Source organism: Runella limosa DSM 17973, assembly GCF_000482465.1.
Taxonomy (GTDB): domain Bacteria; phylum Bacteroidota; class Bacteroidia; order Cytophagales; family Spirosomataceae; genus Runella; species Runella limosa.
The window spans coordinates 843,583-867,249 of record NZ_KI519420.1 but is presented as its reverse complement, the minus strand read 5'-3'; the positions used below and the strand labels follow the sequence as shown (position 1 = coordinate 867,249).

Genomic DNA, 23,667 nt, shown 5'->3' with positions numbered 1-23,667 from the left:
AATTTTTTATACGAAATATTTCGTAGGATACGATTAAAATCTATTTCCCCTTATAACGTTTAGTAGAAAATTCTCTTTTGGCCATGATAAAACAGCTTTTACTTTTTCTCTTTGTATGCCAAATTGTAATTGCTCAAGAAATCCGAATCAAAGGCATCGTCATTGATGCCAAAGACAACGTGCCTTTACCTCAGGCCAGCGTGCGCTTCAAAGGCCAAACTTCAGGAACCATCACCGACATGGAAGGTCGGTTTTCGCTGCGACTCAAATCGTCTTCCGATACCCAAATGGTGAGCATGATTGGCTACGAAACGGTCATAGTTCCCCCCAAAAACACGACGATTACCATCAAACTCCGTCAAAAAGTCAACGAGTTGGCCGAAGTACGCGTGCGTCCTGGCGAAAATCCCGCCTGGGCGATTATTCGAAAAGTATTGGCCAACCGCCCCCAAAACGACCCTAACCAACTCGATACCTACAAAGCAAGTGCGTACACCAAAATCTTACTGGTCGTTGATAGTGTCAATCGGGTGCTAAGAGATTCTACCAAAAAGGTCATCGGTTCTAAAAAAATAACGGCACCTATTTACATCGTAGAAAACATCAGCGAGCTGATTCACAAAAAACCCAATAAAAACAAGGAGACGGTCGTGGCGTCGGTCAATAATCTCGCACAAATCTACAGCCAGATGCTCAACTACTTGCCGCTCGATTTGCACAAAATTGATTTTTATTCAGAACTCTACAACTTCACCCTCCTCAAGCGGTTTTATGTCAATCCGCTCAATTCCAAAACATTCTCCCAATACGACTTTACACTCGAAGACACGCTTTTTCACGAGCGTGACTCCACGTTTATTATTAGTTTTCGCCCCTACCCCAAAACCAATTTTGATGCCTTGCAAGGCGTAATGCACATCAATACCGACGGCTACGCCCTCGAATACATCAACGTAGCGCCCGTTGATACATTACAAAATTTTGGTTTTCGGATTCAACAACGCTACCAGCGGATTGCGGGGCGATGGTTTCCCCAAACCGCTACCACGCGGCTTTTGGCGGGGTATTCGTCCAGCGGTTACACGGGCGCTTTTCAGGTAAAGTTTACCACGCAGCTCCACAACGTGGAACTGAACACCCCGCTCGACGACCAACTGTTTGACGAAGTGCAGCGCGCCATGCGTCCTTCCGCCACGCGCCATACGTACGAAACGTTTAAAGCCCTGCGCCCCGATACACTGGCCGATTGGGAGCGTAAAATGTATTTCAATTTCAAAAAACCAAACAGCATCGTTAGCCGCCTCGATTCCACGTATGGGCATATTTTGGGGAGTATTTTTGGCAATGTATTCGAAATAGGCCCCATTGAGTTTCAGCCTAGTGATTTATTGACGGGTAATTCGACCGAGTTTATACGACTTGGGGTGGGTTTTCAAAACATTCAAAGTAATCGTCCGCGATTTCGACTCTACGGCTATGCTGGCTACGGCCTGAAAGATCAGCGCTGGAAATACAAACTACTAGCGAGTTGGCACATCACCCGCGACCGCTACAACCGAATTAGCCTGTATCACCAACGCGACCTTGTCCAACCAGGTACAACCGAATTTTTAGGGCCCAATTACCTTACCGACCCCAAACCATCGCTTCCTTTTTTCTCCCAAAGAGACTCTATTCCTTTTCAGGCTGACTACTACCAGCGGTACGGTGTATCGATTCATTTTAAGCCTTTTCCGTGGAATTGGTTTCGATTGGCGCTCCACCACGAACAGCGTACACCCAGTTATCGCTACTTTTATCAGGACAACAATACCTTTGAAATTACCGAACTTACCCTCGACTGGCGTTTTGCTTTTCGGGAGGCCGTCTATCGCACGGGTCGCATGGAATCGGTAGTGAATCGCTATTTCCCGATCATCAACGTTCAGGTTTCACGAGGACTCCCCTCCTTGGGAAGCCAGTTTGATTATTGGCGGTTGGCGATGCAGCTTTATTTTCAATTTAGAACCCGACGCCTTGGGTTTAGCAACGTAAAACTGGCGGGCGGCTACACGAGTGGTAACTTGCCCTACTCCTACTTGTTTGGGTCGCTGGGGAGTACGGGACTAATCAACATTTCGGGGCTCAATGCGTCGAGTTTTCCGCTGGCCACTTTCCGCACCTTACCTTCTTATGCGTTTATCGCCGACCGATACGCGGCCTTGTATTACAGCCACGATTTTAGTCGTACGCTACTTCGCCTCAAAAGTAAATACAGCCAACCTCGATTACTGGTGTATAACAATGTATTGGTCGGGGGACTGCGCACGCCAGAAAAACATTCGTTTTCGTGGAACTACCAGTCCAACCCTTTCCACGCCGAAGCAGGCTTAGAAGTGCGTGACCTCCTACGAATTCCGATTCGAAGCATTTTTCTAGGTACGGGTATGGGAGTTGCTTATCAATACGCCCCTGCGCCCGCAGGTCTTTGGCAAAACAACGCAAAAGCGTACTGGTTGGGCATAAATTTGAGCCGATAACCCCTCAAAGTTGCTATCTTTGCGGCTCAATTTATTTATTATGACAACTACCATCGTACCCCAACTTCAAGCCACGCAACAAGCCGCTGCGCAAGTGCGTCGCTTGACTAGCGAGCAAAAAACGGCCTTGCTCAATCGCCTCGCCGATTTGCTGCTAGAACACCAAGCGCTGATTATGGCCGAAAACCAGAAAGACATGGAGCGAATGCCCGATGGCGACCCGAAAAAAGACCGTTTGTTTTTGAACGAAAAACGGATTCAGGGACTAGCCGACAGCCTCCGCGATGTAGCGCTGTTGCCCGACCCGTCGGGGCAGGTGTTGTTGGAACGAGAAATTGAACAAGGGCTTAAATTGAAAAAAATTGCGGTGCCCCTTGGCGTCGTCGGCGCCATCTACGAGTCACGCCCCAACGTGACGGTGGACGTGGCTTCGTTGTGTTTGCGTTCGGGCAATGCGTGCGTGTTGAAAGGCGGTAAAGAGGCCGATTTTTCCAATCGTTGTTTGGTGGGTTTGATTCACCAAGCGCTGCAAGAAGCGGGAGTGGACACCAGCGCCGTGATGTTGCTTCCTACCGACCGTCAGTTTGTGACCGAATTGCTTACGGCCACGCGCTATGTCGATATTATCATTCCGCGCGGTTCGGAGTCGTTGATTCAGTTTGTACGGAAAAACTCCCTGATTCCTACCATTGAAACAGGGGCAGGCGTATGTCACGGCTACATTGAGTCCACGGCTGACCTTGCCAAAGCACGCGATATTGTGGTCAATGCGCGGGTTTCACGTCCTTCGGTTTGTAACTCCATGGATTGCGTGATTGTTGACAGCGCCATCGCCGCTGAGTTTTTGCCTATGCTCAACGACGATTTTATCAAATGGAACGTAGAAGTCTATGCCGACGAGGCGTCGTATCCGATTTTTGAAGGCATGTCTTACCCAAAACTTCAACACGCTCAACCCCAAGATTTTGGACGCGAGTTTTTGGATTATAAACTAGCCGTAAAAGTAGTAGATGGCCTCGACGAGGCTCTTTCGCACATTCAAAACTACTCATCGCGCCACTCCGAAGCCATTATTTCCCAAAACCAAGCAGCTATTGACCGCTTCCTAGCCGAGGTCGATGCGGCGGCGGTCTATGCCAATGCTTCCACGCGTTTTACCGACGGAGGGGTGTTTGGGCTTGGGGCAGAAATCGGTATTTCTACCCAAAAACTCCACGCCCGCGGCCCCTTTGCCCTCGAAAAACTCGTAACGGAGAAATGGGTTGTTGTGGGTGATGGACAGGTAAGATGGTGATAAAACTACTACCTTCCCGAAAGTTTGAAACTTTCGGGAAGGTAATTTACTTGTTGCTTCTCAAATCTTTATTAAACGCAACATCAATGGTCAGATGGCCTTTTGTGACGTTGCAAGGTAGATAAAAAATATTGGGTCGCTCAAATCCGCCAAAATAATCTCCTTGTATATATTTATCCACTTTGCCCGAATCTAACTTTACGTGGTAATCATCACATGTTGGCCCTTTACTAAAATCATGATTTGGTAACAAAAAATGCAATTCGGCCTCACCATTTATTTCCCCTTTTACATGCAGGCAGTAAAATGATGAATGAGGACTCATTACAAAAGGGGTGAAGTTTCGTTTTTCGCTTGCATTTTCAATATGATAGACATCAGTCGTAGTAGAAATACAACTAACTGTGAAAGAAGCAAGTAGAATAACTCCCCCAAAAAAAATATTTTTTCTACCAACACCTATTAGAACCATCTGTCGGAAACATGAAATTTAGCGTTGCACCATCATTTGATAAAGCTATTCGCCTTCCATTGCCATTAATAATTGCAGTAAGAATAGCATTTTTTAAGGCTTCATCTCCCGCAGAACTGCGCAGTTCTGATGCAATTTGAATACCTAATTCGCTATTATACAAGTCCATTTGAGCATATAATGGAACACTCCCTATCTCGTGTACTTGCCCCATCATTCTAGCTATATCAGCACCAAAAGACCATGTATTAAGTGCAGAAAAATAGGCGTTTATACCTTCCCGAAAGTTTGAAACTTTCGGGAAGGTATAAATTTACAAAAACTGGGTATTTTTCCCATTTCCTTCAAGGTACTTACTAAATGAAAGTCGTATTTTTAAGTACCCTTTTTTTGCCGTACAAGGTAAGTAATAGAGATAAGGCTTTTCACCAGGTTTATAAGAACCACTACGATTGAAAACAACGTTTACTTTACCCTTTTTCATTTTTGAATTATCAAAGGTCGTACAACTTCTTAGTTTGTGAATATCGGCGTTGGGCGACAACACATAAATTTCGGCATCACCGTCTAAAGTACCCTCAACATGAATGGAGTAGCTGTCAGTTCTGCTAGTTAAAAATAACTCCCTGACCTCTGGTCTAAAAATCTGTTTCTTTGATACATCATGTATTTCGTAGGTGTCAATTCCCATGTCACAGCTAACCAATAATAAGCAGCCAATAAAAGCCAATAGTTGTTTTTCCATTTTACTGTCAATTTGTAAAACTACCGTTTCAGCCACTTATCCAGCCGCTCTTTTTCAAACGGAGAAAAATGTTCGACGTAATTTCCCGCCGTATCCATGACCACCACCAGCGGGCGCTTGGCTCCAAACATTCCCTCTAGTACCTCCGTTTCTCCGTGACGCGCGTACAGATGCGTTCCTGTTTTGGACGCAGGCCAGTTTTTTTTCAACGCTTCTTTCCAACTATCAAAATGGTTCCGAACCCCTACGGTGGCAAAATGGAGGTTGGGGGACGTGTATTTTTGTGCCAAAGTTGCCCAAGTAGTCAACGCAAGTTCGCAGCTGTCTTCCCACGTATTCCAAATCAACAGCAGCGAATGGGTAGTTTTGGCAAGGGTCGGTAAAAAGACTTGGTTGCTATCTACCGCCAAAAGTGGCAACGAAGGCATGGAGATTCCAGAAACAAGCTTCTGATTTTTCCAAAATTCGTACTTCAATTCTTTGAGACGTTTAGAATTCGGAAAATCCCGTTCAAAGCGACTGATAATCTCGTATTTACGGGGGTAATCTCTTTTCCACAGCAACCAAGGCACTAGAAGAGTCTCTCGAGTAATGGGTAAATGGGCTAATTGATGATCAAGTAGATTATACAATTCGCTCATCACCTCAAACAAGTCTCCTTTGGGAGTAATATCTTTTTGTAGATGCTCCGAAAGACATCCTTGGTAGTCCAAAGACAACACTGCGTCTTCAAAGGGCAAAATACGCAACGGCGGATGATATACCTCCGACGAAACGAAAGAGGGTTCATTTCCTTTACGGTACTCCTCAAACATGGCCTCCGTCCAATTTTTGGTAGCGACAAAAAACTTGGTACGCTGGTAATACTGCGCTTCTAAGGCCGCTCTTACAAAAACATTTTGCCCTGTGTCGGAGGTGTCTTGGGTCGCCTTGTAGCGTTCCCAGCTTTCTTCGGCCAAATCTTGCATCAATTTGGTATAAATGTCGGTAGAAACTTTTTGCATCAACGGCCGCTTCATCAAAGAATCCCCACCAAATACCCCCTGCTGGTACAAAAAGCGGTTGATGATCGCAGCTTTGTTTTTGCCTTCAAAATCAAACTTTCCATTGACTTCCTGCCCTTTGAGTGTATCGCCTTTGGGCAAGAAAAAACGGTGGATGTACGTACGGTTAGTGGTATCCATGTAATGAACATACACCACTTGCGAGCGCTCGATGGGCACGTTTACGCGCAAAAAATGTTGCTTGTCGATGGGGACGTCGCGGGCCGTAAATTGGTAGTTTTCCCAATCTATCAACGGAGTATAAGTGAGATTGGGCGCTTCAAATTTGAGCTCAAGCACGCTCGCGAGTGGCTGGCTACGCAGCTCAAAAGCTGTCAAGAGTAAGACGATGATTAAACATTTCATTTTCATGGGCTGATGGCTGATTTAACGTTTGTATTTGCGGAACTCCCCGAAAGTTCTGAACTTTCGGGGAGTTTTCACAATATCTTTCCTACGACTATGAAACACCTGTTTTTGGTGGTTTCTTTTTTTTGTATGTCTGAAACCATTATTGCCCAAAGTAATCTCTCCCAGCGCCTTTTCGACGCTCATGAGTTATTCAAAGAAAAAAGCGTCAGTGTACGTCGCGAGTTTAAGCACCGCCACTTGGTGCCGCTCATCGAACGCCTCAAAACGAGTCCCAACTTTGCGGTAAGCGAAGCAGGAAAATCGTTTGAAGGACGTAGCATTTACCAAATCAAGTACGGCAAAGGCGCCCCTCCAGTCCTGCTTTGGTCGCAGATGCACGGCGACGAAGCTACCGCCACGATGGCACTACTCGACATTTTCAACTTCTTGAATGCCAGCGGGGATGGTTTCGACGACCTTCGTAAAAAGCTATTGGAAAAAAGTACCTTGTATTTTGTGCCAATGCTTAACCCCGACGGTGTGGAGCGTTGGCAGCGCCGTACGGCTCAAGAAATCGACATGAACCGCGATGCCGTGCGTCTTCAATGCCCTGAGTCGAAGTTGTTGAAAAACCTCCAACAAACCCTCAAGCCGTTGGTGGGTTTCAACCTTCACGACCAAAGCCCTCGGTACAGCGTAGGAAATACCAAAGAAGTAGCCGCGATTTCGTTTTTGGCAACGGCTTACAACGAAGAACGTACCATCAACTCCGTCCGCGAACGAGCCATGCAGCTCATTGTGGGCATGAACCGCGATTTACAGAAATATATTCCCAATCAGGTCGCTCGATATTCGGACGAGTTTGAGCCCAGGGCCTTCGGCGATAACATTGCCAAATGGGGAACGAGTTTGGTACTCATAGAGTCGGGGGGGTATAAAAACGACCCCGAAAAGCAGTATTTACGTAAGATGAACTTCATCGCGATTTTGACTGCGCTGGAAGCCATCGCCGACGGCACCTACACGCGTCAGAATCGGAACGACTACGAAAAAATCCCGCAAAACGAAAAAAATCACTTCGACCTTATCATCCGCAACGCCCGCACGGAACTCAACGGAGTAAGCTACACGGTAGATGTGGCCATTAACCGCAACGAGGCCAATAATGCCGACGCGACGGGCTTTATCTACCGCAGTAGCGTCGAAGATTTTGGTGATTTGTCGGTATTTTATGGCATTGAAGAAATCGACGCCCAAGGAGCGCAACTGCTCGACCCTAAAAGTGGCAAACCTGTGGTACTAAAACTAGGTGACCGCGCCAATTTCGAGTTGCGTTCGGACAAGAAAAACTGGAAAGTTGACAATGGATTTTTAAAAAATTAACCTTCTACGTACTAGTCGGCCAAACTGTACTGTGTTAGCTAAGTTTGTTTAAAGCTTTACCCGCAGATTAGCGCAGATTTAAATCCGCAGATGGACGCAGATTAGTTGCTTCATAAAGTCCTTTTTCAGCGAAAATCTGCGTTTGTATTATTCAGCGAGCTTCTGCGGGCGAAATAAAGGAGACTATTTACTTAACAATGAATTTAAAAGTCAATGAAAAAAGCAAAGCTGGTTTTAACATTTCTCTTCGGAGCTGTAATGATTTTTGCAGGCGTTAGTCACTTTTTAAAGCCAGCAATGTTTTTTCCGTTCATTCCTGATTACCTTCCCCAAGCCGCGATTAATTACCTGGCAGGTATCGCAGAAATTGCTGTAGGCGTAGGCGTATTTATTCCCCGTTTTCGTTCACTTGCCGCACTTGGCATCTTAGTCATGATGCTGGTATTTTTGCCTTTGCACGTTATTGATGTTTTCAAAGAAAACCCTGCCATTGGTAGCCACCAAGCAGCAGTAGTACGACTCCCTATTCAATTTGTTTTGATTGCATGGGCTTGGTTTATTTATAAAAAGTAAAACGATAAAATGCACATTTTTCCCACCATAGCCGATTTGCGGGCCTATTTACGGGCTGAACGCGCACAAGGCAAATCTGTTGGATTTGTACCCACGATGGGTGCGCTTCACGAAGGACATTTGTCGCTCATTGAGGCATCCAACGCCCAAAATGACCTGACGGTTTGCAGTATTTTTGTCAACCCGATTCAGTTCAACAACCCCGACGACCTCGCTCGGTATCCTCGTACGCTAGAAACCGACTGTGAATTGCTCAAAACCGTTGGTTGCGACGCCGTTTTTGCGCCCTCGGTTCAAGAAATGTATCCCGAAAAGTCCCTCTTAACTTTCGATTTTGGGGATTTGGAACGTGTCATGGAGGGCAAATTTCGCCCTGGGCACTTCAATGGCGTGGGCGTCGTTGTGTCTAAACTATTCAACATCGTTCAACCCGACCGTACCTATTTTGGACAAAAAGACCTGCAACAAGTGGCCGTTGTCCGTCGAATGATGATTGATTTAGGCTTCCAAATTGAGCTTCACCCCCGCCCTACCCTCCGCGAAGGCGACGGGCTGGCGATGTCATCCCGCAATCGTAACCTTACCCCCGACGAGCGCGCCATTGCTCCGCACATTTTTGCGGGCTTGAGTGCCGCCAAATCACAGCTATTGTCTGGGCAAACTCCCGCCGAAGTAAAAGCGTTGATGGATGCACACTTTGCACAACAACCCGCTTTTCGTTTAGAATATTTTGAAATTGTGAATGCTTTCAGTCTGCAAGATGTTACTGAGCTACAACCTGAAGGACAAACCGCGCTGTGTATTGCAGCCCACCTTGGAAAGGTCCGTCTGATTGATAATATAGTTTTTTAAGTTCACCTTTGCAGCGAAAACAATTCTAACAACAATGTTTGTTACCATTTTTAAATCAAAAATCCACCGCGTTAAAGTAACGCAAGCCGAGCTCAACTACGTAGGAAGCATCACCATCGACGAAGCCCTCATGGAAGCGGCGGGTATCTTGGAAAATGAACAAGTACACGTAGTCAACAACAACAACGGCGAACGGCTCATCACGTATGTCATTAAAGGAGAACGCAATACGGGCATTATTTGCCTCAATGGTGCCGCCGCCCGCAAAGCCCAAGTGGGCGACGTGGTCATTATCATTTCGTACGGAATGATGACCGAAGAAGAAGCCAAAACCTTCAAACCGAAAATCGTTTTCCCCGACGAAAATAACAGAATCGTTTCTTGATGAAAAATATTCTCAAATACTGCCTGTCGCTTGCCGTTGCGGGTGGGTTGATGTGGTACGTTTTTAAAGACATGGACTTGGTTTCCATGTGGGCCAAATTCCAACACGCCAACCATAGCTGGCTCATTTTGGTGACCATTTTTACCATTGTGGCCGCTTGGAGTCGTGCCTACCGTTGGAATATGCTCCTCGAACCATTGGGCTATCGTCCTTCTGCCTTCGACTCCACTGTAGCCGTTTTTACGGGGTATTTTGCCAATCAGCTTATCCCACGCGCGGGTGAAGTGACACGCTGCGGCACGCTCAATCGCCTCGATAAAGTACCCGTCAACGTGGGCTTCGGTACCGTCGTAGCCGAGCGCGTTTTTGACGTTGTGACGCTTTTATTTTTGATTGGACTTGCTTTTGTGCTTGAATTTGGGCGTTTGAGCAATTTCTTCATGGAGTTATTTGGCGAAAAATTGGGTATTGGCCAAGGGAGTGGCGGCAATCGAATAGCCCTTTTGGGAGGTTTGGCGGTACTAGGATTAGGCTTTTTAGGAGCTGCGTGGTGGTTTTACCGAAAAAATGCCGAGCGTTTGCGTCAAAATTCGCTTTTTGCCAAAATCGAAGGATTTGTATTGGGGCTAATTGATGGTTTGTTGAGCGTCCGAAAACTACGGAATCCGTGGCTGTTTTTGTTCCATACCATTCTGATCTGGACCATGTACTTGCTCAGTTCGTACGTATGTTTTTTTGTACTGCCTGAGTCATCGCATCTTACCCTTTTGGCAGGACTAACCATCCTTATCATGAGTGGTTTGGGAATGTCGGCTCCCGTACAAGGAGGCATTGGTCCCTATCATATTTTGGTAAGTAGCGCATTGGTACTTTACGGATTATCAAAAGAAGATGGTCTTGCACTTGCGACGTACATCCACGGTACTCAAATGATTCTGATGTTGATTCTCGGTGGTATTTCGTTTATCATTACCCTCGTAAAAAGCCCCAAAAGTCGCGATGAAGCGGCAGTTAATTAAATTAAAAATTAACTCCTTCATTCTTCGCACCCTCAATTTTTGTGTCATTTTTACGTAACAATCTCATGTTTAATTCCGCCGCTAAAATCTTATCTTGGGAAGAAGGTGCTCAAGCTGCCCGTGCGTGGCAAGCTGAAGGTCAGAAAATTGTATTTACCAACGGATGTTTCGACATCGTTCACTTGGGGCACATCGATTATCTCGAAAAAGCCCGTAACTTAGGCGATAGAATGGTGCTTGGTCTCAATACCGACGCCTCAGTAAGTAGCATCAAAGGGCCGCTTCGCCCAGTAGTCAACGAATACGCCCGCGCCCGCTTGATGGCCTCATTAGGATTTGTGGATGCTGTCATTTTGTTCGGAGAGCCTACGCCTTTGGAGCTAATTCAGACAATTTGTCCTGATATTTTGGTCAAAGGCGACGATTATTCAGTAGATAACATCGTTGGTGCGGATTTTGTCGTTAATAGAGGAGGAGCCGTGAAAACCATTCCGTTAGTAAAAGGTTATTCCACGACTTCGCTTATCGAGAAGATTAAAAATAGTTATTGACAGCGCAAAATTTAAACAAACATGGGTGGTTTAATTATCATTGGAATTGTCTTTATGGTCATTGGTATGATTGTCCAATGGCGCTTAAAAAGCAAATTTACCGAATATTCACAGGTAGGATTAATGAATGGCATGAGTGGTGCAGAAATTGCTTCACAAATGCTACGCGATAATGGCATCTACGATGTGCGTATCACGCAAGTAGAAGGAATGCTTACTGACCACTATAATCCCGCGGATAAAACCGTCAACCTAAGCGCCGATGTTTATCACGGACGCAGTGTGTCGGCGGCGGCGGTGGCGGCGCACGAATGCGGGCACGCCGTACAACATAAAGTAGCTTATGCGCCCCTGAAGATGCGTTCAGCATTGGTGCCTGTGGTGCAGGTGTGTAGCAACATCCTGAACTTTTTCAACATGGCAATGATGTTTATTGGTGGGTTTATTTTCTACAACCAAGGTCTTGTTAGCACCACCATCCTAACCGTTTTGGTAGCTGCCAACTTAGGGGTAACCTTGTTTGCCATGATTACCCTTCCTGTCGAATTTGACGCAAGCCGCCGCGCCTTGGCGTGGGTTGAACAACGTGGCGTTGTCAATCGTAACGAATACGGAATGGCCAAAGATGCACTCCAATGGGCTGCCCTCACCTACGTAGTAGCTGCGTTGGGAGCGTTAGCTAACTTACTATATTACGCAAGCTTATTGCTAGGTCGTCGTAGTGATGACTAAACGTGGTTGAGGTTGCTCACAACTTCCAGAGTACCGTTGAGGTTGCTCACAACCTCAACCACATAAACAACCACAACAAAAAAGCGGCCGAAAGCCGCTTTTTTGTTGCAATATCGTTATTCAAAATTCGTCTCTATTCAATTACTTGAATCCAGCCTTTGCAAATCGAATTTCCTGGCAGCGTAAGTTGGTAATAATACGTGCCGTTTAGTACATCTTTACCCCAATCGTCGGTGTAACTTTCACTGACAAATACACGTTTGCCCCAACGGTTAAAAATCTCAATGCGGGTATTAGGCGCTCCCACTACAAAAGTGTCGTTTTTCCCATCGCCGTTAGGCGTAATGACGTTCGGAATTTTGTCTAAGTTCAACACCGACACCGACTGCGTCACGGTACTTGCACACCCGCGCGGCGAATACGCTTTGAGTGTTACTTGATACGTTCCGTTTTGGGTATAATCCAACGCCCCAGGTGCCGCTACGCTCGACTTTGTTCCATTACCAAAATCCCACTCATAACGCGATGCTCCCGTTGTTTTATTCACGTATTGCACCATTGTCGGTTTTCCACAAGCATAGGTCGGTGCTACATCAAAACTGGTGTTTTGTGGGCCACTTTCCACGTTCACCGTTACCGTTTTACTTGGTTTACAGCCATCAGGATAAACAGCCGTCACGGTGTAAGTAGTAGTTTGCAAAGGATTGGCAACGGGATTTTTGATTGTCGTATCCGACAAAGTCGGTGAAGCTTTCCAGCGAATTGTCCCTGCACCTTGCGCAAACAACATGGCCGTTTGTCCCGCACAAACCGTCGTGTCGGGCGTTACCTTAAAATCAGGTTTATTGTTATCAATGCGAACAGTAATGTTTTTTTGTGGCAAACAACCATCGGCATATTGCCCCGTCACGGTATAGACGGTTGTCACCAATGGTTTGGCCGTTACCCGCGTTCCGACCGAATCACTCAAGGTCAACGAAGGCGTCCAACGATAACGAGTGGCGCTACCTTGCGCGCTCAACACGGCACTTTGCCCTACGCAAATCGTGGTATCTTTAAAAGCCGCAAAATCAGGCTTATCGTTGTTAATTTTAACCGTTACGGTACGCGTCACGACGCAAGCCGAATCCGTTATGGTGCAGATAAAATTGGTAGTGGCATTTACTTTGGCGATGGGATTGGCAATATTCGGATTGCTCAAACCCGCCGCAGGCGTCCACGAATATTTCAATCCGCCTGTCGCTTTAAGTGGCACACCTACATTGCTACAAACCGTGGTATCTCCACTGGCCGCCGCTTTGCTTACGCCTACTTTGATAATTTTTGTCACGACATCTTGCCCACGGCAAACCAAAGGGTTAGATGCCCGCAGCGTCACACGGTATTCCCCTGGCTGATTAAAGGTGTAAGTTGCTTTCAGCGGATCACGCGAGATATTGTTTCCTTGCACATCCCAGGTATAAGTCTTTCCTCCTTCACTGGTGTTCAAAAAATCCAACGTCATAGGCGCGCAGCCCGACAACACATTTTTGGTTGTACCTTGATAGACATCAAAATCGGCTTTGAGGCGGTCGATGTCAAACTTGAAAGCCGCATTATTACAATCCCCACTGTTACGATTTACCGCCCACACGTTAGGCGTAGAAGGGAAATTGGCTTGACGACACACGCATGTAGCCTGATAAATTACGCCATTTTTGGCAAAACGGCTCGTTCCACCGTCCACGTGGTCGCCGTCCGTACTCGAAGTGGTACTGCCAATAAACGTACCATAGAGCAGCGATTTTGCTCCTTTTTCCAAAATAGCAATGTAAAAGTTACTTCCTGTGGTAGTCGTCCGAAACGCGTCTGGCGTCGTTGGAAGGCCAATCGTGCTACTGGTGGGGTTATAGCCATTTCGTGAATTGACTACTCCTCCCCAACCCGACAAATAAATATTCCCACATTCGTTGACCAAAAAAGCAGTCGGTGCAATATCTGGCCTCGCTCTGGATGAGCCAATGGTGGTTGAAAATATCGTTCGCGAAAGTGTTTTATCTAAAGCATGAATAAACTGCCCCGCATTGGTATTACTATACACGCCAGTAGTGGTGGGATAACGGCCACGCGTTAGTCCAAAAACGTGGACATTTTCCTCCGAGTCCACATCCAACAAATACGCTACGTCCGAACTGTCCGTTCCGAGATAGGTCAATTGTTCAAGTTTATCGTTGACAAATTTGGCCACAAAACCGTCTTCTTCCCCACTTTTGGTACTCTTAAATGCAGTCGTTTTGGCGGGCATATTTGAGCTTCGGGTCAAACCCGCGACGTACAAAGCCCCAGACGGTGCCCATTTCACACCGTATGCTCCGTCAGCAGCTGTTCCTCCCAAGTACGTACTCATAAGCATTGTTCTGAGGTCCGAACTCAACTTAAACACCACCGCATCTTGACGACCACCTCCGTACTGCGCCGTGGTAGGATTGACTGTCGGAAAGTTAGTTGAGTTAGTTGAAGTAGCGACATACACATTGTCTTTGTCATCAACCACCACTTCTCCCCTAAATTCGTCACTATAATTGATTAAGTTAAAATCAAAAGTGCGACAAAGTCCATCATTACCGTTGCCTCCTACCAGTGTACTCGCCGCTAACGTTGACCCATCGGCACTTAGTTTTAACACAAAAATGTCGCTACCATTGTTATATCCAAACCCCCCTACAGGTTCGACGGCCGTTCCTCCGCCAAAACGCGTTTGATAGGCCCCAGATGACAGCGGAAAATTTTGAGACGAAGTTGTTCCAAACACGACTAACTCACCTTTGTTGTTCACAATCATACTGTGCGGCACGTCAACGTCGGAGCCTCCGATGTAGGTTCCGTAAAGAAGACGAGTACCGTCAGGGCTAAACTTTAACAAGCCCATATCCACACTCTGAGTTGCTTGACGCTGAAATGCTCCCGCAGTCGCTGGGAAAGGCCCTGTTGAATGCAATGTACCAATCGAATACAGATTCCCTTGTTCGTCGTACGTAGCAGCGTGTCCAAAGTTATTGGCAAACGAACCCGAAAAAGTCGAAAACACCAGCTCAGGGTCAATCGTTAAGGCTTGGCTGCGGTCGTATCCTTTGGGAAAGTTAAACGACAACTGATTTCCATCTAACTGATAATGAGCCGCTACTTCGCGGGTACGGTTGTTGATTTCTTGGTACGTATAAGGTTTTAATTCCCGAAACGTGTTGATGGAAGTTTCGACCGCCAATTGGTTATCTTCCAATTTCAACGACTTACTTCCCTCATAACGAAGTTTGATTTTAGAAGCATCGGCCTGAGGATCTACCAAAAACTCATACTTGAGGGTTTGGCGAAAGGCATACATTTTAAAGTCGATGCCAGGATAGACATCTTCATAGACAATCTCGCCAAACGAAGGCACATCTTTCGCCCATTTACTGGGATCATTGCCCAAAAAGTAGTTAAACTTGGCGGCGTTTGAATGGTCTTCTTTTACTTTTATGGCCGACGACGCCCCGTCAAACATCACTTCCACAGCGTGCCCGTTTACCAGCGGACTTGTACGGGCGTTAGACAAACGCTCACCCGTGGCATGGGCACTCCGAAGGGGATTTCCCTCAAAAAAAACGTACATCAACGATTTTTCTTTCAGGAGCAAGTAACCTCCTGGAATATCAGCGCGATAACGTACGTCGGTGTCCCATTGGCCTTGGTTACGCACAAAACGCACCGCCGAGGGGGTTTGCGCACGCCCCTCTCCCCACACCAAAAACAATACAACTAAAATGCGTACAAAATGCTTCATACTAAAACAAACGAAAAGAATTCGTTGAAATTATGCAACCTATAAAGGCAAGACTTTCCAAAACGCTGGAACGTTGGAAAGTCTCGTTATTTTCTTTAAAAATCAGCGTTCAGCCTCTCCTATTACCCTTTTGAGAGTTCTTTGGCGCGGCGTTCGGCGGCCAAAATCCCCGTTTGGAGCGTTTGGGCTAAACCACCTCCTTCAAACTCGCGAAGGGCGGCTTCGGTCGTTCCTCCTTTGGAAGCCACCGCTTTAATCAAATCATCAAGGCTCTTATCGGCATTGTTGATGAGATGGAAAGACCCCAACATGGTTTGCTTCACCAACAACGTTGCCATCGACTCCTCAAAGCCCATTTGCTTGCCTGCTTCCACCATGGCTTTGACCAAATAATAGAAATATGCAGGGCCACTACCGCTCAAGGCCGTTACGGCATCGAGCATGGATTCGTCTTCCAAAAACACCGAACGCCCCGTGGCATTGATGAGGTTATCGACTTTTAACAATTGAGCAAAACTCAACTCTTTCGCGGCCGAAAAGCCTGTGATACCCATTCCCAACATCGCGGGGGTATTAGGCATGGCCCTGATGACCAAACGATGATTTAGGGTTTCTTGAATGGTAGAAATCGGAATCCCCGCCATGATTGACAAAACCACTTGTTGCGGTTGAAGGACTTCTCGTAAGGCGTCCTGAACCATACCGAAATCTTGCGGCTTCACCGACAAAATCACCACGTCGTACTCGCCCACGTGCGCGCTGATGGTTTCGATCACCACGCCCGTATTTTCGGTTCGCAGGTTTTCAGCGCGATTGGCGCTTTTTTCAATCAAAAGAAGGTTTTCTTTTTTTACTAAATCATATTGCAAAAACGACTTGGCAAAGGCCATTCCCATGTTTCCGCAACCTACAATGGCAATTTTCATCAGTTTCGACTAAGAAGTTGGTGGTTAAAATGCAAAATTGATGATATTTTGGTAATAAATCTTGTTTTTGAGTAAGTTTACAAAAACAAGTAAGTAAGATGAATCAAGAAATCGCAGGCGTTTATTTAAGTAAAGTTACTATTTCAGACTTTTATTGCTTCAAAGGGGAGAATGAAATTAACTTCACTCGCCCTGATGGACGTTATCAGCAGTGGAATGTAATTTTGGGTAATAACAATACAGGAAAGACGACTATTTTGAGGTTATTGAGTGGGTTGAGTGCTACTACAATTAAGGACCTTAGTGCTATAGTTGTTACTCCTTGCATTTTTAAGCATTCACGCTATATGTGGAATTTTGAAACTAATAATCTTCTTTTCAAAATTACATCTGCAATACAAAAAAGTAATCTAAATCAAGTCAGAAATTTAAACAAAACCTGGTCATATTACCTTGATAAAGAGACAAATGATATAGTTACATCAGCGTTCTTATCCACCTCACCCAATTATGAAGATTTTCAAACTTTCAAATTTTATGGTTACGGAACATCTCGTAAAATGTCCGAAACAAATATTATAGACAACAACTATGAAGATGAGCTAACAGGGCTTTTCTATGATAATTACGAACTTACTAATGCAGAAGAATGGCTTTTACAGTTAGACTATGCCGCTAAAAGTGGTATTGAAAACGCAAATACCGTTTTAGAAAAGTTAAAAATAGTCCTCTCTAGTGGGCTTTTGCCCGATGTCAAATCCATAGAATTAAAATCTGAGCTTGACCCCAAAACCAATAGCGTCAAAAACTACGCCCTCTTTGACACCGACTATGGTAAAGTTCGGTTAAAGGAGTTGGGTTACGGCTACCAATCGACCATGGCCTGGGTCGTGGACTTGGCAAAAAAATTATTTGAACGCTATCCGCAGCTCGATAATCCCCTCACGGGGCCTGCCGTCGTTCTTGTAGATGAAATAGATTTGCACCTACATCCCGATTGGCAGCGCAAAATCATTAAGCATTTAAGCACTATTTTCCCCAATACCCAATTTATCGTCACCGCGCATAGTCCGTTGGTGGTGCAATCAGCGGAAGACATTAATCTTATCATTTTAGAAAAAGGCGAAAACGGTCAAACCCATATTCGCCAAGAATTTGGCACCTACCAAGGATGGACAATCGAGGAAATTTTACAGGATTTAATGGGGTTAGGAGAAAAAACTTTATCCGACCGATATTTATATCTATTGGGCGAGTTTGATGCGGGACTAGATTCGGAAGATTATCCTAGAGCCCAAGCCGCATACGATGAACTCATCCCTCTTTTACACCCAACCAGTAGCCAACGAAAACTCCTCAAGTTGCAATTAGGAGCCATCGCCCCCGCCACAGTATGATTCGATTGCAAGACGTACCTCCTCCCGAGGAATTAACCGACGAGTTGGTTGTTCAATTAACCCATGAGTTCAAAAGTACAGGCAAACCTGTCTGGAAAAAGCCATTCATTACTGATAAGTTGCTAGAAATGACGCATCAAAAATGCGCTTTTTCTGAATGTTTATTGAACCAAGAGGGAAAATACGCCGAAGTAGAGCATTTTCACCCAAAATCATTATACCCCGACGAAGTTCTTGATTGGAAGAACCTAATCCCTATTAACGGAGCCTGTAATAAATCTAAAGGCAGCCACGATACCAAAAACGCCCCCATTATCAACCCTCGCTACGACAACCCGCAAGAACATCTGTATTTTCAAGGCTACCGATTTAAAGCCAAAAGTGAACAAGGACAACTTACCATTGATGTCTTTAATTTGAACGACCGCAAACAATGGGTCGATAAGAGGTACACCATTGGAATAGAGGCGGTGGAAAGACTAGAAGAAATCAGAGATAGGCTCAAGGACTACGATTCAAGCCTCTCCAAAACAATCCCAAAACGCAATAATATCGTAAGGCGGTTGCGGAATCTTTTCTATGCAGGTACGCCAAGTGCCGAATACAGCTCGGTAGTAGCCTCATACCTTCTGCACGATGATGATTTTATCGTTATTAAAAACCTTATGCAAAAAAATGAGCTTTGGGACGACGAATTCGAATCCTTAGAAATGCAAATGCGTTTTTGCGCTTTGGACGTAAAAGAGTAAAAGTCATAGTCACACTTTCGCCGTTCGTCGCAAAGTTGCTTCTAAGTTCGTTTGACCTCAATCAATCTTACCAAATTTGAAGTAACAAACTAAAAAACAGCTTTTTTACGTATGAGAAAGTATGTACTTCTTCTATTTTGTGGAGTAATCAGTTCATCATTGATTGCCCAAAAGAAACCAAAAAAAACAACGCCGCCCCCCGCGCCGATTGCAAAAAAAGCCCTCACGCACGATGTGTATGACTTTTGGAAAGACATCCCTGAGCGCGTTGTCAGCAACAACGGGCAGTGGTTTGGCTATGCCCTCAACCCACAAGAAGGCGACGGCAAAGTCGTTTTTCAACATTTTGTCACAAACCAAACCGATTCGGTAGCTCGCGGTGGCGAATTGCGTTTTTCCAACGATTCGGAATTTGCCGTTTTCAAAATCAAGCCCCAATTAAGCACTACCAAAACTGCCAAACGGGCCAAAAAGAAAAAGGACGAAATGCCGAAGGACTCGCTGGGTATTTATGCGCTTTCGACCAAAAAACTCAGCAAATTTCCTGCCATTCAGTCATTCAAATTACCCGAAAAAGGCAGCGAATGGGTCGCCTACTTAGGCGAAAGCCCCAAAGTAAAGCCTGATACCACCAAAAAAGCCCCCACGAGACGCGCCAAACGCGAATCGGACGAAAACGGTTATCGCTTGGTAACGCGCATCCTCAAGACCAATACCGAACGCGCATTCGGTTTTGTGACCGATTATGAAGTAAGCAAAAATGGCAAACGGTTGGCATTTGCAACCTCAGGAAGCGATTCTACCAAAGCGGGAGTTTATGTCTTTGAACCTGCGTCAAACCAACTTCAACAGGTCTATGAAGGGCATTCAAAACACAAATTCAAAAAGCTTTCTTTTGACGAAAATGGCGACCAATTGGCCTTCATCGCTGATTTGGACACCAACAGCAAAGCGCAAATTCGTTTGCCCAAATTATTCTACTGGAAGGCAGGCCAAGCGACTGCCGCTCGCCTAGCCGATGAGACGAACCAACCAGCGGCGCAAGGCTGGCTAGTGAGTGGCGAATATACACCCCGTTTTGCCAAGGATGGTTCCAAATTATTTTTTGGCACCAACCCCAAACCGATTGTACAAGATACCACCTTGCTTACCGAAGAGATTGTCAACGTAGAAGTATGGCATTGGCAAGACGAACGCCTTCAAACGCAACAAAAAGTGAGCCTTGAACGCGACAAAAAGCAGTCGTACTTGGCCGTTGCTCACCTCAATGACTTAAAATTGACGCAGTTGGGAAGTTTAGAGGTTCCTGATGTTACACTTGTCAACGAAGGCAATGCTGATTTTGTCATTGGTAAATCTGACCGCCGCTATTCGCACCAGCACTGGGACTGGAACCCCGTGGAGGATGCCTACCTCATTAGCCTGCGCGATGGTTCTAAAAAAATGGCCAAAGAAAAAATAGAAGGCAGTGCTCGCACCTCACCAGAAGGCAAGTATTTGTACTGGTTTTCTAACCCTGATACGGCTTGGTTTGCGCACGATATTGCCGCCAATCAAACCATTCAGTTGACCAACAACAAAACTGTTAAATACGCCGACGAAGAAGATGACCATCCCGATTTTCCCAATCCGTACGGAATAGCAGGTTGGACTAAAAACGACCAGTACTTGTTGGTATATGACCGTTTTGATATTTGGCAAATTGACCCTAAAAAGCCAGCATCGTTCGTAAAATTAACCGATGGACGCGCAGCCAAAAATCAGTACCGCTACGTACGGTTGGATGCCGAAGAGCGTAATATCGACCTCAGTAAGTCTCTTTTGCTGCGTACGGTCAACGAAACTACCCGCCAAGAAGGTTTCAGTCAGCTAACGGGCAGCGCAATCCAGCGCTTGTACGAGGGGGATTTTAAAGTTGGAATGGCCATTTTGAAGGCCAAAGACGCTGACCGTGTTCTTTTCACCAAAGAAACGTTCAAAGAGTACCCCGATTGGTACGCGACGGATTTAAGTTTCAAAAACGTAAAACGCGTTACCGAAGCCAATGCCCAACAAGCCAATTACTGGTGGGGAAGCGTCGAAATCGTCAACTGGCGCGCGGGTGATGGTACACCATTGCAAGGTTTGCTCTACAAGCCTGAGAACTTCGATCCGACCAAGAAATACCCCATGATGACGTATTTCTACGAAAAAAACTCAGAAAATATCCATACCCACTACGCCCCGCGCCCAATTCGTTCGTACATCAACTTCTCGTATTTTACCAGCAACGGATACCTGGTTTTTGTACCTGATATTGTCTATAAAGACGGCTACCCAGGCCAAAGCGCGTACAATTGCATTGTGCCAGGGGTGTTGAGTATGATTGATAAAGGGTTTGTGGATAAGGATAAAATCGGTATCTCAGGCCACAGCTGGGGCGGCTACCAAACAGCTTACCTTGTGACCCAAACCAATTTGTTTCGTGCAGCCGAAGCAGGCGCTCCCGTCTCTAACATGACAAGTGCCTACGGCGGAATTCGCTGGGATTCAGGGATGTCGCGTCAAGCACAGTATGAGCGTACGCAAAGTCGTATTGGTGGGACGCTTTGGGAAAAGCCCATGCAATACCTCGAAAACTCGCCGCTTTTCCACGCTCCTAAAATTGAAACACCCGTGTTGATGATGCACAACGACGACGATGGTGCTGTGCCTTGGTACCAAGGCATCGAGTTTTACATGGCGCTCAAGCGCCTCAACAAGCCCGTTTGGATGCTTAATTACAACGGAGAAAAACATGGGTTAACAAAACGACAGAATATGAAAGATTTTGCCGTACGTTTGTACCAATATTTTGACCACTACCTCAAAGATGCGCCTGCTCCCGAGTGGATGTCGGAGGGCCTTCCGATGGTCGAAAAGGGAATCCGTCAAGGACTTAGCCCCGTTTCTTCTCAAAAGGCTTCGCAGCTTGGTAGTGGCTCGCAAAAGTAGTCCTCTATCTAGACCTATAAGGTTTTAAAAACCTTATAGGTCTGGTCTGTTTTTAAACGATGCCAATTGAATGTATTATTTATCCGCTTTCTTCTACTACTTTCTTCTCATCCCTATCTCACGCCTTCCGTTTGGGTTTTTATATGCGATTGCCGACGGCCTAAGTTGGCTTTTTTTCAACGTAGTGGGATACCGCAAACAAGTAGTTGTAGAAAATATCCGTAACTCTTTCCCCGAAAAATCAGAAGCTGAAGTACAGCAAATTGCCCGCGACTTTTACACGCATTTGTGTACGCTTATCATCGAGACGGTCAAAGCATTTAGCATGACCCGTGCCGAATTTATGCAACGAGTATCTTTTACGGGATTAGACCTGCTCGACCATTATGCAAAACAAGGGAAAAGCGTCATTCTTGCGGCGGGGCACTGCCACAATTACGAGTGGCTTGTGACGGGCATCGACCCGCTGGTAAAGCACAAAGTAATGGCCTTATATCGTCCTTTGAACAATCGTTTTTTTGACGAAAAAATCAAGCAGAGCCGTAGCAAATTAGGCTTAAACTTAGCATCGATTTACGAAATAAAATCGCAGTTTGGGGAGCAAGTGGTCGAGCAACCCGTGGCGGCGGCCTTTGCCATGGATCAATCGCCGTCCAATCCAGAAAGTGCTTATTGGATGCAGTTTTTAAACCAAGACACACCCATTCTGTTTGGTACCGAAAAATACGCCAAAGAATACGACCTTCCCGTAGTTTTTGGACATATTCATTCAAAAAAACGCGGCTACTACTACGCTAATTTTGAACTCCTTACCGAAACCCCGCGCGAAACTGCGTACGGGGAAATCACCGAAAAAATGATGAAGTGGCTCGAAGCTGATATTCGTCAAGAACCTGCGACTTGGCTATGGAGCCATAAACGCTGGAAGCACAAACGCACTACCGCCCAATCGCCACTTTCCGAAGGATAGAATCAATCACAAAACGGGTGGTGATGCCATCGGCCTCGGCTTCGTAGTTGAGCATAATACGGTGGTTGAACACGTCGGGAGCTACTTCTTTGATGTCTTCGGGAAGCACGTAGTCACGCCCATCCATGTACGCCAAAGCTTTGGCGGCAAGGTTGAGTTTGATGGTTCCGCGCGGCGACACCCCAAACTGAATATAGCGGGCTTCTTCGCGAAGGGCATAATCCAACGGGCGACGCGTGGCAAACACCAACTCTACGATGTAGTTTTCGAGGGTTTCGGACAACGTGATTTGGTTGATTTCCTGGCGGATTTGGGCAATGTCTTTTTTGGACAAAATAGGCTTAGGCTCATAATTATAATCCAGATTCGACATCCGACGCATGACCTCCAATTCTTGCGGTTTGGTGGGATAATCCACAAACACTTTCATCATAAAACGGTCTAATTGCGCCTCAGGAAGCGGATACGTACCTTCTTGTTCTACGGGGTTTTGAGTCGCCAACACAAAAAACGGTTGATCCAATTGGAACGTTTCTTCTCCAATGGTCACTTGTTTTTCTTGCATGGCTTCAAGCAACGCTGACTGCACTTTAGCAGGCGAACGGTTGACCTCATCGGCCAAAATCAAATTGGCAAAAATCGGCCCTTTTTTTACTTCGTAATCGCCCAATTTGGGTCTATAAATCATCGTCCCGACAATATCAGCAGGCAACAAGTCGGGCGTAAATTGGATACGTTGAAAATCGAGACTTAGCACACGGGCTAGGGTGTTTACTGTCAGTGTTTTGGCCAACCCAGGCACCCCTTCCAACAAAATATGGCCTCCCGTAAAAAGCCCTACTAAAAGGCGGTTGATGAGGGTTTCTTGCCCTACCACTACCTTACCCATTTCTTCAAAAACAGCTTTTATTTTTTTTTGTGACATCTTGGT

At 45.9% G+C, this 23,667-nt stretch carries 20 protein-coding genes; 13 read left to right on the top strand and 7 right to left on the bottom strand.

From position 1 onward, the window contains the following. The first annotated feature begins 83 nt into the window (after positions 1–83). Entirely contained in the window at positions 84–2,519 is a 2,436-nt protein-coding gene (locus tag K339_RS0113605; protein WP_028524083.1) for a DUF5686 family protein, read from the top strand. Positions 2,520–2,559: 40 nt separating this feature from the next. Continuing rightward, positions 2,560–3,813 carry a glutamate-5-semialdehyde dehydrogenase gene (locus K339_RS0113600; RefSeq protein ID WP_028524082.1) on the top strand — a complete coding sequence of 418 codons (1,254 nt, stop codon included), beginning with the start codon at positions 2,560–2,562 and terminating at the stop codon, positions 3,811–3,813. 46 nt (positions 3,814–3,859) lie between these two features. Here K339_RS0113600 and K339_RS0113595 read toward each other — a convergent pair whose 3' ends face one another. The 4 genes from K339_RS0113595 to K339_RS0113580 all read right to left on the bottom strand — a co-directional run bounded on the left by K339_RS0113595 (position 3,860) and on the right by K339_RS0113580 (position 6,439). Then, entirely contained in the window at positions 3,860–4,285 is a 426-nt protein-coding gene (locus K339_RS0113595) for a hypothetical protein (protein ID WP_157607590.1), read from the bottom strand. Then, entirely contained in the window at positions 4,263–4,502 is a 240-nt protein-coding gene (locus tag K339_RS0113590) for a hypothetical protein (protein ID WP_028524080.1), read from the bottom strand. The genes K339_RS0113595 and K339_RS0113590 overlap by 23 nt, the downstream gene beginning before the upstream one ends. 96 nt (positions 4,503–4,598) lie before the next feature. Next, on the bottom strand, positions 4,599–5,030 hold the full coding sequence (locus K339_RS0113585; RefSeq protein WP_028524079.1) for a hypothetical protein: 432 nt from the start codon (positions 5,028–5,030) through the stop codon (positions 4,599–4,601). A 20-nt stretch (positions 5,031–5,050) separates the two neighbouring features. After that, the gene (locus K339_RS0113580; RefSeq protein ID WP_157607589.1) at positions 5,051–6,439 is read right to left on the bottom strand and encodes a hypothetical protein; all 1,389 of its coding nucleotides are present in this window, start codon (positions 6,437–6,439) and stop codon (positions 5,051–5,053) included. Positions 6,440–6,451: 12 nt separating this feature from the next. Between K339_RS0113580 and K339_RS0113575 the strand changes: the two genes are divergently transcribed. The 7 genes from K339_RS0113575 (at position 6,452) to K339_RS0113545 (ending at position 11,919) form a co-directional block, all read left to right on the top strand. Further along, positions 6,452–7,807, top strand: a complete 1,356-nt coding sequence (locus K339_RS0113575; RefSeq protein ID WP_310586626.1) for a M14 family zinc carboxypeptidase — start codon at positions 6,452–6,454, stop codon at positions 7,805–7,807. Between the two features lie 213 nt (positions 7,808–8,020). Next, complete coding sequence (locus K339_RS0113570) at positions 8,021–8,380, top strand: DoxX family protein (RefSeq protein ID WP_028524076.1); 360 nt, start codon at positions 8,021–8,023, stop codon at positions 8,378–8,380. Between the two features lie 9 nt (positions 8,381–8,389). Next, entirely contained in the window at positions 8,390–9,232 is an 843-nt protein-coding gene (gene panC / locus K339_RS0113565; RefSeq protein ID WP_028524075.1) for a pantoate--beta-alanine ligase, read from the top strand. A 34-nt stretch (positions 9,233–9,266) separates the two neighbouring features. Continuing rightward, complete coding sequence (gene panD, locus K339_RS0113560) at positions 9,267–9,617, top strand: aspartate 1-decarboxylase (protein ID WP_028524074.1); 351 nt, start codon at positions 9,267–9,269, stop codon at positions 9,615–9,617. Next, positions 9,617–10,636, top strand: a complete 1,020-nt coding sequence (locus K339_RS0113555; protein WP_028524073.1) for a lysylphosphatidylglycerol synthase transmembrane domain-containing protein — start codon at positions 9,617–9,619, stop codon at positions 10,634–10,636. The genes panD and K339_RS0113555 overlap by 1 nt, the downstream gene beginning before the upstream one ends. Positions 10,637–10,701: 65 nt before the next feature. Beyond that, entirely contained in the window at positions 10,702–11,187 is a 486-nt protein-coding gene (rfaE2, locus tag K339_RS0113550; RefSeq protein ID WP_028524072.1) for a D-glycero-beta-D-manno-heptose 1-phosphate adenylyltransferase, read from the top strand. Positions 11,188–11,208: 21 nt separating this feature from the next. Next, positions 11,209–11,919 (top strand): zinc metallopeptidase, encoded by a 711-nt coding sequence (locus K339_RS0113545; protein ID WP_028524071.1) that lies wholly within the window; start codon positions 11,209–11,211, stop codon positions 11,917–11,919. A 133-nt stretch (positions 11,920–12,052) separates the two neighbouring features. On the opposite strand, the gene K339_RS0113535 is transcribed toward K339_RS0113545, so the two are convergent. After that, the gene (locus tag K339_RS0113535; protein WP_028524070.1) at positions 12,053–15,721 is read right to left on the bottom strand and encodes a DUF7948 domain-containing protein; all 3,669 of its coding nucleotides are present in this window, start codon (positions 15,719–15,721) and stop codon (positions 12,053–12,055) included. 122 nt (positions 15,722–15,843) lie between these two features. After that, the gene (gene proC / locus K339_RS0113530; RefSeq protein WP_028524069.1) at positions 15,844–16,647 is read right to left on the bottom strand and encodes a pyrroline-5-carboxylate reductase; all 804 of its coding nucleotides are present in this window, start codon (positions 16,645–16,647) and stop codon (positions 15,844–15,846) included. Positions 16,648–16,745: 98 nt separating this feature from the next. Here proC and K339_RS0113525 point away from each other — a divergent pair, with 98 nt between their 5' ends. The 4 genes from K339_RS0113525 (at position 16,746) to K339_RS33615 (ending at position 22,736) form a co-directional block, all read left to right on the top strand. Further along, on the top strand, positions 16,746–18,044 hold the full coding sequence (locus K339_RS0113525) for an AAA family ATPase (RefSeq protein ID WP_028524068.1): 1,299 nt from the start codon (positions 16,746–16,748) through the stop codon (positions 18,042–18,044). Continuing rightward, complete coding sequence (locus K339_RS0113520; protein ID WP_028524067.1) at positions 18,041–18,793, top strand: HNH endonuclease family protein; 753 nt, start codon at positions 18,041–18,043, stop codon at positions 18,791–18,793. Before K339_RS0113525 ends, K339_RS0113520 begins: the two co-directional genes overlap by 4 nt. 111 nt (positions 18,794–18,904) lie before the next feature. Continuing rightward, on the top strand, positions 18,905–21,766 hold the full coding sequence (locus tag K339_RS33620) for an alpha/beta hydrolase family protein (protein WP_051397997.1): 2,862 nt from the start codon (positions 18,905–18,907) through the stop codon (positions 21,764–21,766). A 70-nt stretch (positions 21,767–21,836) separates the two neighbouring features. After that, positions 21,837–22,736 (top strand): lysophospholipid acyltransferase family protein, encoded by a 900-nt coding sequence (locus tag K339_RS33615; RefSeq protein ID WP_037300329.1) that lies wholly within the window; start codon positions 21,837–21,839, stop codon positions 22,734–22,736. Here the strand turns inward: K339_RS33615 and K339_RS0113505 are convergent. After that, positions 22,705–23,661 carry an AAA family ATPase gene (locus tag K339_RS0113505; protein WP_028524066.1) on the bottom strand — a complete coding sequence of 319 codons (957 nt, stop codon included), beginning with the start codon at positions 23,659–23,661 and terminating at the stop codon, positions 22,705–22,707. The genes K339_RS33615 and K339_RS0113505 overlap by 32 nt on opposite strands. Positions 23,662–23,667 lie beyond the last annotated feature (6 nt).